The sequence below is a fragment of the Fodinicola feengrottensis genome (assembly GCF_039530045.1).
Lineage (GTDB): Bacteria > Actinomycetota > Actinomycetes > Mycobacteriales > HKI-0501 > Fodinicola > Fodinicola feengrottensis.
This window is the reverse complement of sequence record NZ_BAAANY010000055.1, coordinates 35,693-48,112: the sequence shown is the minus strand read 5'-3', so window position 1 is coordinate 48,112 and position 12,420 is coordinate 35,693. Positions and strand designations below refer to the sequence as shown.

Sequence of the window (12,420 nt, the reverse complement as noted above, 5' to 3'; positions counted from 1 at the left end):
TGGAGATCTCAAGACTTTGCGAGCTGGGTGACAAGCGACCGCATAAGTTCCTCTGGTTTCTCGGTGACTGACCGAAGTCTAGAATAACGGCCGTCTGCGCTCGGTGTCGGTTTCAGATGACTTGCAGTAAGAAATGTGGGAAAGCGCGCGCCTTGGTGGGCTCTGGTGCCGCCCCGCCTTTCGCGGACACCCGACTTTGGTGCGGGCGAGTGCCGAAATTTGCACCCGGTGAGCCGGGTCATTTCTCTCCGCAGCTGACGCGATAGCCTTTTTGATTTGGGCCGCCTTGAGGGATCTACCGACCTCAGGATGCCGGTAGCCAAAAGACAACTGGTCAGGTGGATTTTGGCAGCCAAGGTCTGCCTTCGGCGAGTTGGATGATGGCATCGATGTAGTGCTAGCTGTGTGTCGTTGCGGTCGCAAGGTAGCTGCGGATGGTGCAGAATTGCTGGCGCCCTCAATGATCCGTAGTACTCACTCGTGGCCACCAGTTACGACCTCCTTGGTGATCCGCTGCAGGTCAATCAGCTGGATACCGACGGCCGCACGGTGCTCGCGTCGACTTCGGCTGCCTACGATCCGGCCGGGCGGCTGCAGTCGTCGACGGACGCTCGAAATCACACGTCGACATTCACCCGCGACGCGAGTGGCGTGGTGACCCAAGAAGTCCAGCTGGTCACCGACTCTTCGTCAACCACCACGTCATTTGGTTATGACGCTGACCTGCTCTGGGATCTTCGCCGCTTAACTGCTGGGCAAGTTGAGCTCGTCGCGGAGCAAGCGAAGTCTACGGCGGGTCAGTATTGATCACGCCACTGAGACTCCGACGCCCTTCCATGCCTCGGTGATCGCGGCAGTGAGGCGTGGGCCGTCGGGGAGGGTGCCGGCGATTCGTACGGTCACGGCGGCGAAGGTGGCGAAGTCGAGGGTGCCGTCCATCTGGTCGTCGAGCAGTGCGGCATACCAGACCTTGCCGGCGGTTTCCCAGGCATTGCCGCCAAGTGCGACCGCGGCGTCGTGGAATGCCTTGTTGGGGATACCCGAGTTGATGTGTACGCCACCGTTGTCGTTCTGGGTCTGGACATACTGCGCCATGGTCGCCGGCTGCGGGTCTTTGCCGAGCTGTGGGTCGTCGTACGCGGTGCCGGGTGCGGCCATCGAGCGCAGTGCGACGCCGTGAAAGTCCGGGCCGAGGATGTCGTTGCCGATCAACCAGTCGGCCTGTGTCGCGTCCTGACCGAGGGCGTATTGCTTCACCATGGAGCCGAAAACATCGGAGATCGACTCGTTCAGCGCACCCGGTTGATCGTGGTATTCCAGGCCCTTCGCTTCCTCGGCGGAAACGCCGTGGGTGAGCTCGTGGCCGATCACGTCCAGGGATTTGGTGAAGCCGACGAAAATGCTGCCGTCGCCGTCGCCGAACACCATCTGGGTGCCATCCCAGAACGCGTTGTCGTATTTTTGGCTGTAATGCACGGTAGCCAGCAGTGGGCCGCCGGCGCCGTCGATAGCGTTTCGGCTGTGTACGTCCAGGTAGTACTTGAAAACCGACCCGAGTTTGTCGTACGCGTCGTTGACGGCCTCATCGGTGGCCGGCGGGTCGCCCTCGGAGCGGATTTTGGTGCCGGGCAGGTCTTCGGTGCCGGCGGCGTCGCTGATCTGGCGTTGCAGGTGGGGCTGCTCGGGAAGCGCGCCACGCAGCTGCGGTCGGCGGTTCTCCTCGCGCATCCGCAGGTCGATGGCGGCCGTCGCGGTGGCGATGTCGCGCATGGTGGAGTCGCCGTGCTGGCGTAGCCGCTCGACGATGTGCGGGGGGAGGATGCAGTTAACTGTACGCATAGATAACGGTGACACACTGTGACGGTCGTTTGCAATCAACCGAACGGCTTGGTGCCCTCTGGGGCACCCGTTGGCGCCCGTCGATGCCACTTCTCGCACTGGATGCCCGCTTTCCTAGCATTGTCGAAGGCCCAATCTTAAAGAGCGCCACGACACCCAAGGTCGCCGACCGTGTGGGCGGAAGTGGCAGGATTGGCGGGTGCCCCTTTATCGAGACGACGCGGTGGTCCTGCGCCTGCACAAGCTGGGCGAGGCCGACCGCATCGTCACGCTGCTGACCAAGCGCAACGGTCGCGTAAGAGCCGTCGCCAAGGGCATCCGCAAGACCACCAGCCGGTTCGGCGCCCGGCTGGAGCCGTTCAACCACGTCGACGTGCAGCTGGCGACCGGCCGGTCGTTGCACGTGGTCAGTCAGGTCGAGACCATCTCGCCGTACGGGCGGGACATGGCGTCGGACTACCCGCGCTACACGGCGGCCAGTGCGATCGTGGAGGCCGCCGAGCGCCTCACCGAGGACCACGAGCCGTCGCTGCGGCAATACCTGCTGGCCGTCGGCGCGCTCCGGACGATGTCCACCGGCGAGCACTCGTCGTCGCTCGTTTTGGACGCATACTTGCTGCGTGCGATGGCGGTGGCCGGCTGGGCGCCGGCGCTGCACGAGTGCGCGGTCTGCGGACTGCCGGGTGAGCATCGCGCCTTCTCGGTGCCGGCCGGCGGCGCGGTCTGCGGTACGTGCAAGCCGGCCGGCTCGGCCAGCCCGGCGCCGGCGAGCATGATGCTGATGCGCGCGTTGCTGTCCGGGGACTGGGAAAGCGCGGACGGCAGTGACCCGGCGCCGCGGCGGGAGGCCTCCGGGCTGACCGCGGCACATTTGCAATGGCACCTGGAGCGGGGACTGAGATCGTTGAAACTGGTCGAGCGGTGAAGACGGCGCGAGTTTTGCAAGCACCACAACCACATCCCACTGGCGTACGCCCGCCCACTATTCCGGCGGATTTGGTGCCCAAGCACATCGCCCTGGTGATGGATGGCAACGGCCGGTGGGCCAAGGCCCGCGGGTTGCCTCGGATCGAGGGTCACAAGCAGGGCGAGTTCTCGCTGTTCGACATCGTCGACGGCTGCTTGGAACTGGGCGTCGGCTGCCTGTCGGTGTACGCGTTTTCCACCGAGAACTGGAAACGTTCGCCGGACGAGGTGCGTTTCCTGATGGGCTTCAACCGCAACGTGCTGCGTCGCCGCCGCGATGAGCTCAATGCCCGGGGCGTACGCATGCGCTGGTCCGGTCGCCGGCCGCGGCTGTGGCGAAGCGTGATCGGCGAGCTGGAGACCGCCGAGGAGATGACTCGGCACAACACCAAAATGACGCTGAACATGTGCGTGAATTACGGCGGTCGCGCGGAAATCGTGGATGCCGCGGCGGCGCTGGCCCGGGACGTCAGGGACGGTCGGGTGAATCCGGACCGGATCACCGAGGCGGTTTTCGCGCGCTATCTGGATGAACCAGATCTGCCGGACGTGGATTTGTTCGTACGCTCATCAGGAGAGCAGCGGACGTCCAATTTCCTGCCCTGGCAGTCGGTCTACGCCGAGATGGTCTTCCTGGACACGCTGTTCCCGGACTTCGACCGGCGGCATCTTTGGTACGCCTGCGAGCTTTACGCGACCCGGGACCGGAGATACGGCGGTGCCGTACCAAATCCGGTCCCGGAGCCGTAACTTTAGGCGGCGCTGGCGGTGTTGTAGGCGCCCTGGATCTGCGATCCCCAGTAGGGGCCCCACATCACGTTCGCGATGTTGTTGTAGCCGAAGCTGTTGATCGAGTTCTGCTGGCCGTTGGCGCCGCTGCCGAGGAACCACGGGCCGCCGGACGAGCCGCCGGTCATGGTGCAGCTGACGCCCTGGTCCGTGCTGCCCTGGCTGTCCTGCCGCGCGGTGCCGCTGCAGGTTTGCAGGGTTTCACCGTTGAAAGGCGGCGCGGCCGGGTAGCCGTAGAGCGTGTACGCGCGGCCGCGGGACTGGTTGAAGGCCACGCCGGAAGCGCCGACACCGTTGTTCACGTGCTCGCTGCCGTTCGCGGCCATGACCGCGAATCCGGTGTCGTAGTTGAGATCCCCGGAATTCGCCCAGCCAGACGTGGTGACGACCGTACGTGCGGAATACTCGCCGTAGATCTCGCTGCCGTTGTTGTAGTCCGGCACGAAGACGAAGTTCGACACCCACGAGCCACTGCCGTCTTTCACGCAGTGGCCGGCGGTGGCGACCACGTCGTGGTTGCCACTGGTGACCGAGTTGCCGGAGCAGACGTAGTCAGTTCCGTCCAGGGTCATGAAAACCTTGCCGATGTGGGCGATCGGTGCGATGTTCGGAGCGGCCGCGATTGCCTGGGCGCTCTGCGGCTGTCCGCGCTCAACCAAGTGGCTCAGCGAGCCGTTTTGCCGCGCCTTGCGGACATCGTCGGCGACCAGCCGATCGCCGGGCAGCGCATGGCGCATGCGGTCGGGCGTCCAGTACGCGGCGGCCTTGCCCTGGTTGGCCATGACTCGTACGACGGCCGAACCGGTGGGAGCCGCCGCAGCCGCGGCCGAGACACCGGCCGACGCCAGCGCGGTCACGGCGAGGACAACGGCGATTCTGCTGAATCTCAGCATGGAAAGCGCCTCCTGATGGAGATGGGAATGACCCCAAATGCCTGGGGTGGGGCGAGAAACGGGGTTCGGCCAGAATTATGCAGGACTGCGGGCATCCTGCCAGACCCGGAAAACAGAAACCCCAAATCTTTTGGGAGCCACCCGAAGTTGGGTGGCATTTGTCCGGCTTTGCTGGGGTGTTCTGCGAAAGATGTCCGGCCATTTGAGGAAGAATTATGGTTTCCGCCCGCCCACGGTTTTTAAGTGGGCCTTAAGCGCTAGGAGCAGATGAGGGCGGGGCAGTGCAGGGCGAGGACGAGGCGGTCGCCGGGGTACGCCTTGGGCGGATTCACGTATGTGTCGGTGGAGCCGCGGAATTCGTTGAGCAGCCAGAGCTCGCCGCTCGATGGCCAGTAGCTGACATTTTCCGAATTCAGGGGCGCCGTCGTCCAATAGTGCACGTCGAGGGTTCCGTCCGCGGAGATAGTCGCCTTATGTAGGCAGGCCTTGGCGAAACCGTGGTAGACGGCCTCGTTGTTGGGGCCGGCCGGCATGTTGCTGACTGGTGGCTCGCCGTTGGGGCACAGGCCTGAGATAATGCCGTGGCCGCCGGTGAAAACGGCTCCCTGCATACGGAAGACGGGCGAAGTCCAGCCTTGACTGGGGCGTACGAGCCCGTCCGCTCCGGGTTTGAGCTGTGCTGTGCTGGCGTCCAGGGGCCAGCGCAGGATGCGGCCCTGTGGACCCTGGTCGTCGTATTCGCTGGTGACCAGCGAGTCGGGGACGGTGGACCGGTCGAGCGAGACGCTGGTGAAGCAGGGATGGGTGGGCGCGGAGGGATCGTTGGTACGCAACGGTTCGCAGCCCGCCGCGTCCGGGAACTGGTAGTAGCCGATTTCCGGCAGCGCGAAGCCGGAATACGCCGCCGAGCAGATCGTCGCGGTACAACCGACCGCGCCGGACGTGGTGCTGCTCATCTGCCAGAAATGTGTCAGGTCGAAGACGCGTACGACCCGGGTTCCGCCGCTGACCAGGAAAAGCTTGTTTCCGTACCACATGATGCCGTCGGCATGGCTTTCTACGGCGTGAAAACGCGTCGAGGCGCTGTCCGGTTCGACGAGAAGCACATGCCGGTACGTGCCATTGGCGACATCGACGAAAGTGACCCGGGCCAGCGCGTCATTGGTGCCGTGCCAGCTCACCGCGACGATTTTCCGTCCAGCGCAGCCATCGCAGGGCGGGTAGAGCACCGAGCCGTTGACGCCGTCGCCGCTGCCGGTGATGCCCTGCGGATACCAGGTCGTGGTGCTGTCGTCGGTGGTGGTCCAACAGAAACCGGCCACGCTCGCGGTGACCCGCAGGTCGGTCGGATGGCAGATCGCCCGGGTGTCGTAGCCGCCGGCGATGATCGTGTTCAGCCGCACCACCGTAAGCGGCGCGCCCGCTGCCTCCACGGCGTTGCGTTGTCCAGTCACCACGGGGAAACTGCCGTTGTCTGTCAAGGTCATCGCGGACAGTGTCGAAGCGGACAGTGCCGGCCCGGTGGCCGCCTGGGCGGGAGTGGCGATCAACAAGCCGGCCACCAGCAGTGCGGCCGCGATTAGTGGGAGCGAACGCCTGCGCATGTCGACCTCCGGCTCAGGTGCACGGACTCATCACCATATAGACCGGACATATAGCCGAGATATAGCCGAAATGTGCTCGCGTGGACCGGTCGGAACCAAAGTGGCCGTGGCGGAGTTAGGGGGAAGTGGATGTGATGACAGCGGCCGCTTTGGTGATCCCGGCCCTGGTGCTGTTGCTTCTCGTGGCGGCAGCCTTCGAGAAGCTGGTGGTGAAGCGGCTCGGCTGGCTGCCGTGGCGCAAGCGCCGCGACCCGGAGATGTTCGGCGCGATGTCGATCACCGGCGCCGGCCTCGACGAGTTCGAGTTGGCTTTTCGTGGCACCAAACCATATCGCCGTGACTTCAAGCAGTCGTCGCTGATGCAGCGCGAGGAAGAAAGCGACGGTGCCCCGCCGCGGACCAGGATCGACCTCGACAACAACGTTGCCAACCTCGTTCTTCGGCCAGACAAGAACCTTCCCTCAGCTGACTAACGGCTGCCAGCTGCCCACAGCAATGCTCACCGCGGTGGCGGCCACCGCGAGCGATACCGCTACCAGCAACAGAAGTACGTCCGTGCCGCCGACGGTTTGCTGGCGCGCGTATGTACGAGGCAGCCGCGAGTCGAAGCCGCGCGAGTCCATTGCCGCCGCGATTCTGCTGGCGCGCCGGATCGCGCCGACCAGCAGCGTGAAAACCCGGCCGAAGAGCAGTCTTACGGCAATTACCGGATTTCCGCCGGAAGACACGCCGCGAGCCCGCCGGGCCAGCCCGATTGTCTGCCATTCGGTTGCCAGCAACGGAAGCAGCCGGAGCGCGGCAAGTGACCCGTACGCGAACCGGGCCGGTGCGCGCAGTTGCTGGACGAGCGAGTCGGCCAGGTCGGTGGGGTCGGTGGTGGACAACATGAGCACGCCGGGAAGCGCGATCGCGAGCACCCGCATCGCGAGCGCGCCGCCGACTGCCCATCCGCCTGGGCTGCCGAAAAGCGCGTTCGCGAGGCCAACCGAGAGCGCCCCGAGCAGGACGCCCGCGGTGCGGCGGGCCAGTGCGGCCGGTCCGAGGCCAGTCAGCGGCAGCGCGACCAGGCAGCCGACGAGCAGCAGAGCCGGGGTGACCGGGTCGCGGGCGGCCAGCGCGGCGGCCGCGACGACCAGGCCGGCGGCCAGTTTGGCGACCGGGTTGCGGCGGTGCAGAAAAGCCGGTGCGGTACGGGCGAAAGTCGTCATTCGGCGGGCTCCAGGTGACCGGCGGACATCCAGAGCACCCGGTCGGCCAGCGCCTCGGTGAAGGCGGTGTCGTGGGTGACGACCGCGATGCCGACGCCCTCGGCGCGCAGGGCGTCCAGCATTTCGACCAACTCGGTCCAGGTGTTCCGGTCCTGGCCGAAGGTTGGCTCGTCCAGAATCAGCAAAGCCGGCGCGGCCACCAAAGCCGTCGCGACCGAGAGCCGGCGCTGTTCTCCGCCGGACAGGGTGAACGGGTTCGCAGCGGCCAATTTTTCCAACCGCAGCCTGGCCAACAGCTCATCGGCTCGACGAACATCCTTCGTACGCAACAACAACTCGTCGCAGACTCGGCCGGTGAGGAACTGGTGTTCGGGGTCCTGGAAAACCGCGCCGATCCGGCCGGCGAGGTCACTTGCCCGCCATTTCCACGGCGGTCTGCGGTCGGTGCCGGACAATTCAGGGGTGCCCTCGACATGGCCGCCGGACGGGCGTACGAGCCCGCCCAGCACTCGCGCGAGGGTCGTCTTGCCGGCGCCGTTCGGGCCGGTGATCGCGGTGACCTCGGCGGTCCGCAGGCTGACCGAGACGTCGTCCACAATGGACGGATCGACTCGTACGGAAGCGGCCGACAGCAACGAAACGCGATCGCTGGTGGGGGAGCGGCGCGCTCGTACGGGCGCACCGGGCACCCACACACCAGCAGCCGTCAGCGCGTCGCCCTGAGTCGACAGCACGTCGTCCGGACGACCGTCAGCCAGTACGCCCGAAGGGGACAGCACCACCACCCGGTCGACCAGCGCGAGCGACTCGGCGACGCGGTGCTCGATCAGGACGAGCGTGGCGCCGGTGTCGTCCAACACCGCGTCGATGGCCTTGCGTACCGAGGTGGCGCCTTCCGGGTCGACGTTCGCGGTCGGCTCGTCCAACAGCAGCAAACCCGGCCGCTGAGCCAAAACCCCGGCCAGTGCGAGCCGCTGCTGCTCACCGCCGGAAAGAGCGGCGGTCGGCCAGTCGCGCGGATAGCCGAAGCCGACCGTCGACAGCGCGGCGTCCACTCGCGGCCAGATCTCCCGCGCTGGTACGGCGAGGTTTTCCAGCCCAAAGGCCACATCGTCGCCGCAGCGGGCCATCACCAGCTGACTTTCTGGATCCTGCTGAAGATAGCCGACCGGCTCGGCCGCCGCTCGCGGGTGTTCTCCAGCGATCTGAAGGACACCGTCCTCGTCTCCGACCTCTGGATCCAGCAATCCGGCCAGCCCACGCAACAACGTGCTCTTGCCGGCACCGGAAGCGCCCAGCAGCAGCACTCGTTCGCCCGGCTGGATGCTGAGGTCGACACCCCGGACCGCCCACGCCTTGCGGCCCGGATGCCGCCATCCCCAGCCAGCCAGCCGAATGTCCTTGCCAGGCACCTAAACCCGGGTCTGTTTGCGGCCGCCGGCGAGCGCCGACAGCACGCCGGTCGCGCTCAGCCCACGGGCGATCAGCCACGAGACCAGCCCGGCCAACACCAACCCGCCGACCATGCAGGCCACCGTGTAGGTCGCCTTCCAGCCGAGGTCGAAGCCCGCGTACGACACGATCACGTCGACGATCGCGCAGCCCAGGCCACTCGCGGCGCCGGCCAGCAGCGCGGTCGGCAGCGAGTACGAGCGATAGCGGAAGGCGAAGAAGACGAGCTCGGCGCCGAGGCCCTGCGCGAGTCCGGACAGCAGGGTGGCGAAGCCGTACTGGCCGCCCATCACCATCTCGACGACCGCGCCCAGCAGCTCCGCGAACAGCGCGGCGCCCGGCCGGCGGACCAGCAGCGGGGCCAGCACGGCCGGGATGAACCACACCCCGGACAGCAGCCCGGTAAGGGGTGCGACGCCCTTGAGCGGCACGGACAGCAGGCTGTAGACGGGTCCCCAGCCGAAGAAAACGGCACCGAAGACGACGCCGACGATCGCGGTCACCACGATGTCGACGGTTCGCCATCGGCGGCTGGGTGGGAGGGTGGTGCTGGCCATGGGTGGGCCTCCTTCTGGCTCGAAGGAGGAGTGCTTCGACGCTCATCCGGCATCCACTACGGAACCGCGCATGCGGCATCGCAGCGGAAGCGGATGAATCGACTTCCTGCGCTGGCATTACCCAGATCAGGTCTGAGGGTCTGCGGTTGTCCCGCACTCTCAGCGCGTCCGGCGCTCCCCTGTCGTACTGACCCGGCGACCGTAACACGCCAGCATTGGTTCATCGAGGGAAAAGGGCCGGTAAAGCCTGTGGACAACCGCCAGGGCGAGAAAACCGGCCGGCTACGCTGGCGAGGTGCCGTCCCCTGAGGTTCGTACGCTCGAGCCGACTACCGACGAGCCCTCTCCGGAAAAGTCGCCACGGCCCTGGTCTTTGTACGCGCTGATCCTCGTTTGTGTGGGCATCGTCGCCTTCCGTGGTCTGGTGGTTGGCGCGTTCACCGCCCCGATCATGCAGACCTGGGCGACGGTCTTTGTCTCGATCGTGGTCCAGGCGACGCCGTTCCTGGTGCTGGGTGTGCTGATCAGCGCTGGCCTGGCGGTGCTGGTTCCACCGGACTTCTTCGCTCGCGTACTGCCGTCCCGGGCCGTGCTCGCGGTGCCGGTGGCGGGCGTGGCCGGGATGGTGCTGCCGGGCTGCGAGTGCGGCTCGGTGCCGATTGCCGGCGGCCTGATGCGCCGGGGGGTGGCACCGGCCGCGGCGCTCGCTTTCTTGCTGTCCGCCCCGGCGATCAACCCGATCGTGCTGGTCGCCACCGCGGTCGCCTTCCCGGGCCAGCCGATGATGGTGGTGGCCCGGTTCACCGCGTCGGTGCTGACCTCGGTGGCGATGGGCTGGCTGTGGCTGCGGATCGGCAGGCCGGAGTGGATCCGGCTGCCGCGCCGGGCTGCGCTGACCGGGATGCCGCGTTGGCAGGCGTTTCTGGAGACCGCCCGCGCCGACTTCCTGCCCGCTGGCGGCTTCCTGGTGGTGGGCGGGCTGACCGCGGCGACACTCAATGTGCTCGTACCGGCCTCGGTGCTCGCGACCATCGCGCACAACCCGGTGTTGGCCGTGGTCGGCCTCGCGGTGCTCGCGGTGGTGCTGTCCATCTGCTCGGAGGCGGACGCCTTTGTGGCCGCGTCGCTGACTCAGTTCTCGCTCACCGCGCGGCTGGTGTTCCTGGTGGTCGGGCCGATGATCGACCTGAAACTCTTCGCGATGCAGGCCGGCGCCTTCTCCCGCGCCTTCGCGGTGCGGTTCGCGCCGGCGACCTTCGTGGTGGCCATCATCATCGGTACGGGTGTGGGGTTGGTGCTGCTGTGATCTCCGAAGCCCGCAGTGTCCTGCTGCTGCTGTTTGGCGGGGCCTTGCTGCGGATCAGCCTCAGCGATGTCTACCTGCGATATGTGAAGGCAGGCGTACGCCCGCTGCTGATCGCGGCCGGCGCGATCCTGGTGGTGATCGCGCTGGTCACGCTCTTCCGTGAGTTGTTCCAGCCGCGTACGCACGACCACGACCACGATGAGGGTGACGCGCACGGCCACAAGCACGGGGGAGGGGTCGTCGCGTGGCTGCTGGTGTTGCCGGTGCTCGCGATCTTCCTGATCGGGCCGCCCGCCCTCGGCTCGTACGCGGCCGGCCGGACCGGCACCGCGGTGGCCGCGAAGTCCCAGTATCCGCCGTTGCCGGCCGGCAATCCGGTGCCGGTGACGCTGCTGGACTATGCGTCCCGGGCGATCTGGGACCAGGGGCTGTCGCTGAACAGCCGCCATCTGCTGCTCACCGGCTTCGCGAGTCCGCGCCCCGGCGGCGGTTTCTACCTGACCCGGATGGTCATCACGTGCTGCGCGGCCGACGCGCTGCCGATCAAGATCGAGATGCGCGGGAACGTGCCCGACGGGCTGTCCGCGAACACCTGGCTGAACGTCGTCGGCACGTACGTCCCGGGCACTGACGTCGACCCGCTCAACCGGCAGCCGATCCCGTTCGTGTCGGTCGCTTCCGCTAAGCGGATCGCGGCGCCCGAAGAGGTCTACGAATAGCGTTCTACTTGCAGGAGCAGTCGGCGCAGAGGCCGAAGATGTCGAAGGTGTGGCTGAGGTCGGTGAAGCCGTTGTCCTCAGCGACCTTGTCCACCCAACGCTCGGCCGGCGGGCCGTCCACCTCGACGGCCTTGCCACAGCGCCGGCAGACCAGGTGATGGTGGTGGTGCTGGTTCTGCCCGCAGTGCCGGTAGAGGTGCTCGCCGCCGGGCGGCCGCATCACGTCGATGTCGCCGGCGTCGGCCATTGATTGCAGGGTGCGATAAACGGTGGTCAGGCCGACCGCCTCGCCGCGTTCGGACAGCAGCCGGTGCAGGTCCTGCGCGCTGCGGAACTCGTCGGTCTCGGACAGCAGGACGGCCACCGCCCGGCGCTGCCGGGTGGCCCGACCCGGTACGGCGTGGGCCGTGTTGCCCGTCATCAGCGAACCTCTCCAGCGTGTGAGACCGCGTCCGCCACGATCTGGGCGACGTGCTGGTCTGTCAGTGCGTACGCGATTTCCCGGCCGCGCCGCTCGGTGGTCACCAGCTTGGCGACCCGCAGCACCCGCAGGTGTTGCGACACCAGCGGCTGCGGTGCGCCGAGCGCGGCGACCAGCTCGTGAACGCACAGCGGACCGGCGGACAGCTCGGTGACGATCGCGATCCGGATCGGCGCGGCGAGTGACCGGAGCAGCTCGCCGGCCGCCGCGAAGTGGTGGTACGTCCCGGTTTCGCCGCTGCTCTTGGTGGGGGTGCTCTGAGCCTGGACCGACATGCGCCCCACCGTAACGCATGTTCATATGCAATGTTACGCATGAATGGTGGAGTGGCGGACATCACAGCAAATGCTGGCTGTACTCGAATTATCACAGAGTACATAAGAATGCCTGGGGTTTTTGGAATGCTTTGTCGTTTTCTCGACGCGCGGTGACGGCCTTTGTTCACAAAGTTATCCGGACACTGTCCACCAATGCGACACTGGGGTCGGTTGCCCTCTTGTCGGATTTCATCCGATTGGGCAAGGTAAATACCGCAGTGACCAGATGGACGCGAGTCCGCCGCGGGACGAAGGAGAAGCGCCAGATGCAGTACGGACTGTGCTCTCA

General features: G+C 66.5%; 14 protein-coding genes and 1 riboswitch. Of the genes, 6 read left to right on the top strand and 8 right to left on the bottom strand.

What is annotated here, in order from left to right; all coding sequences use genetic code 11:
• The first annotated feature begins 480 nt into the window (after positions 1 to 480).
• The gene (locus tag ABD301_RS41575; protein ID WP_163572815.1) at positions 481 to 807 is read left to right on the top strand and encodes a hypothetical protein; all 327 of its coding nucleotides are present in this window, start codon (positions 481 to 483) and stop codon (positions 805 to 807) included.
• On the opposite strand, the gene ABD301_RS41570 is transcribed toward ABD301_RS41575, so the two are convergent.
• Positions 808 to 1,839, bottom strand: coding sequence for a M4 family metallopeptidase (locus ABD301_RS41570; RefSeq protein ID WP_344315507.1), 1,032 nt, complete (start codon positions 1,837 to 1,839; stop codon positions 808 to 810). It lies immediately after the preceding gene.
• A gap of 199 nt (positions 1,840 to 2,038) precedes the next feature.
• Between ABD301_RS41570 and recO the strand changes: the two genes are divergently transcribed.
• Positions 2,039 to 2,764, top strand: a complete 726-nt coding sequence (gene recO, locus ABD301_RS41565; RefSeq protein ID WP_163572814.1) for a DNA repair protein RecO — start codon at positions 2,039 to 2,041, stop codon at positions 2,762 to 2,764.
• Positions 2,716 to 3,555, top strand: a complete 840-nt coding sequence (locus tag ABD301_RS41560) for an isoprenyl transferase (protein WP_163572813.1) — start codon at positions 2,716 to 2,718, stop codon at positions 3,553 to 3,555. Before recO ends, ABD301_RS41560 begins: the two co-directional genes overlap by 49 nt.
• 2 nt (positions 3,556 to 3,557) lie before the next feature.
• Here the strand turns inward: ABD301_RS41560 and ABD301_RS41555 are convergent, their stop codons facing one another.
• Both ABD301_RS41555 and ABD301_RS41550 read right to left on the bottom strand, forming a co-directional pair.
• Positions 3,558 to 4,487: a trypsin-like serine peptidase gene (locus tag ABD301_RS41555; RefSeq protein ID WP_344315506.1), complete on the bottom strand. Its 930-nt coding sequence runs from the start codon at positions 4,485 to 4,487 to the stop codon at positions 3,558 to 3,560.
• A gap of 257 nt (positions 4,488 to 4,744) precedes the next feature.
• Positions 4,745 to 6,091 (bottom strand): hypothetical protein, encoded by a 1,347-nt coding sequence (locus ABD301_RS41550; protein ID WP_344315504.1) that lies wholly within the window; start codon positions 6,089 to 6,091, stop codon positions 4,745 to 4,747.
• A 134-nt stretch (positions 6,092 to 6,225) separates the two neighbouring features.
• On the opposite strand from ABD301_RS41550, the gene ABD301_RS41545 reads away from it, so the two are divergent.
• Entirely contained in the window at positions 6,226 to 6,564 is a 339-nt protein-coding gene (locus ABD301_RS41545) for a DUF6191 domain-containing protein (RefSeq protein ID WP_344315503.1), read from the top strand.
• On the opposite strand, the gene ABD301_RS41540 is transcribed toward ABD301_RS41545, so the two are convergent.
• Genes ABD301_RS41540 through ABD301_RS41530 form a run of 3 tightly spaced genes read right to left on the bottom strand, consistent with a single transcriptional unit; the run spans position 6,553 to position 9,308 of the window.
• Positions 6,553 to 7,299, bottom strand: a complete 747-nt coding sequence (locus ABD301_RS41540) for an energy-coupling factor transporter transmembrane component T family protein (RefSeq protein ID WP_344315502.1) — start codon at positions 7,297 to 7,299, stop codon at positions 6,553 to 6,555. The two genes, ABD301_RS41545 and ABD301_RS41540, sit on opposite strands and share 12 nt — an antisense overlap.
• On the bottom strand, positions 7,296 to 8,711 hold the full coding sequence (locus ABD301_RS41535) for an ABC transporter ATP-binding protein (protein ID WP_279582712.1): 1,416 nt from the start codon (positions 8,709 to 8,711) through the stop codon (positions 7,296 to 7,298). Before ABD301_RS41535 ends, ABD301_RS41540 begins: the two co-directional genes overlap by 4 nt.
• Positions 8,712 to 9,308 (bottom strand): ECF transporter S component, encoded by a 597-nt coding sequence (locus ABD301_RS41530; protein WP_344315501.1) that lies wholly within the window; start codon positions 9,306 to 9,308, stop codon positions 8,712 to 8,714. It abuts the gene before it with no gap.
• An 86-nt stretch (positions 9,309 to 9,394) separates the two neighbouring features.
• Positions 9,395 to 9,499, bottom strand: a riboswitch (TPP riboswitch).
• 104 nt (positions 9,500 to 9,603) lie between these two features.
• Here ABD301_RS41530 and ABD301_RS41525 point away from each other — a divergent pair.
• Both ABD301_RS41525 and ABD301_RS41520 read left to right on the top strand, forming a co-directional pair.
• Positions 9,604 to 10,614, top strand: a complete 1,011-nt coding sequence (locus ABD301_RS41525; RefSeq protein ID WP_425552034.1) for a permease — start codon at positions 9,604 to 9,606, stop codon at positions 10,612 to 10,614.
• Positions 10,611 to 11,333 carry a TIGR03943 family putative permease subunit gene (locus ABD301_RS41520; RefSeq protein WP_344315500.1) on the top strand — a complete coding sequence of 241 codons (723 nt, stop codon included), beginning with the start codon at positions 10,611 to 10,613 and terminating at the stop codon, positions 11,331 to 11,333. Before ABD301_RS41525 ends, ABD301_RS41520 begins: the two co-directional genes overlap by 4 nt.
• Before the next feature lie 4 nt (positions 11,334 to 11,337).
• On the opposite strand, the gene ABD301_RS41515 is transcribed toward ABD301_RS41520, so the two are convergent.
• On the bottom strand, positions 11,338 to 11,754 hold the full coding sequence (locus tag ABD301_RS41515) for a Fur family transcriptional regulator (RefSeq protein ID WP_163572809.1): 417 nt from the start codon (positions 11,752 to 11,754) through the stop codon (positions 11,338 to 11,340).
• Positions 11,754 to 12,089 (bottom strand): ArsR/SmtB family transcription factor, encoded by a 336-nt coding sequence (locus ABD301_RS41510; protein WP_163572808.1) that lies wholly within the window; start codon positions 12,087 to 12,089, stop codon positions 11,754 to 11,756. Before ABD301_RS41510 ends, ABD301_RS41515 begins: the two co-directional genes overlap by 1 nt.
• Positions 12,090 to 12,420: the final 331 nt, after the last annotated feature.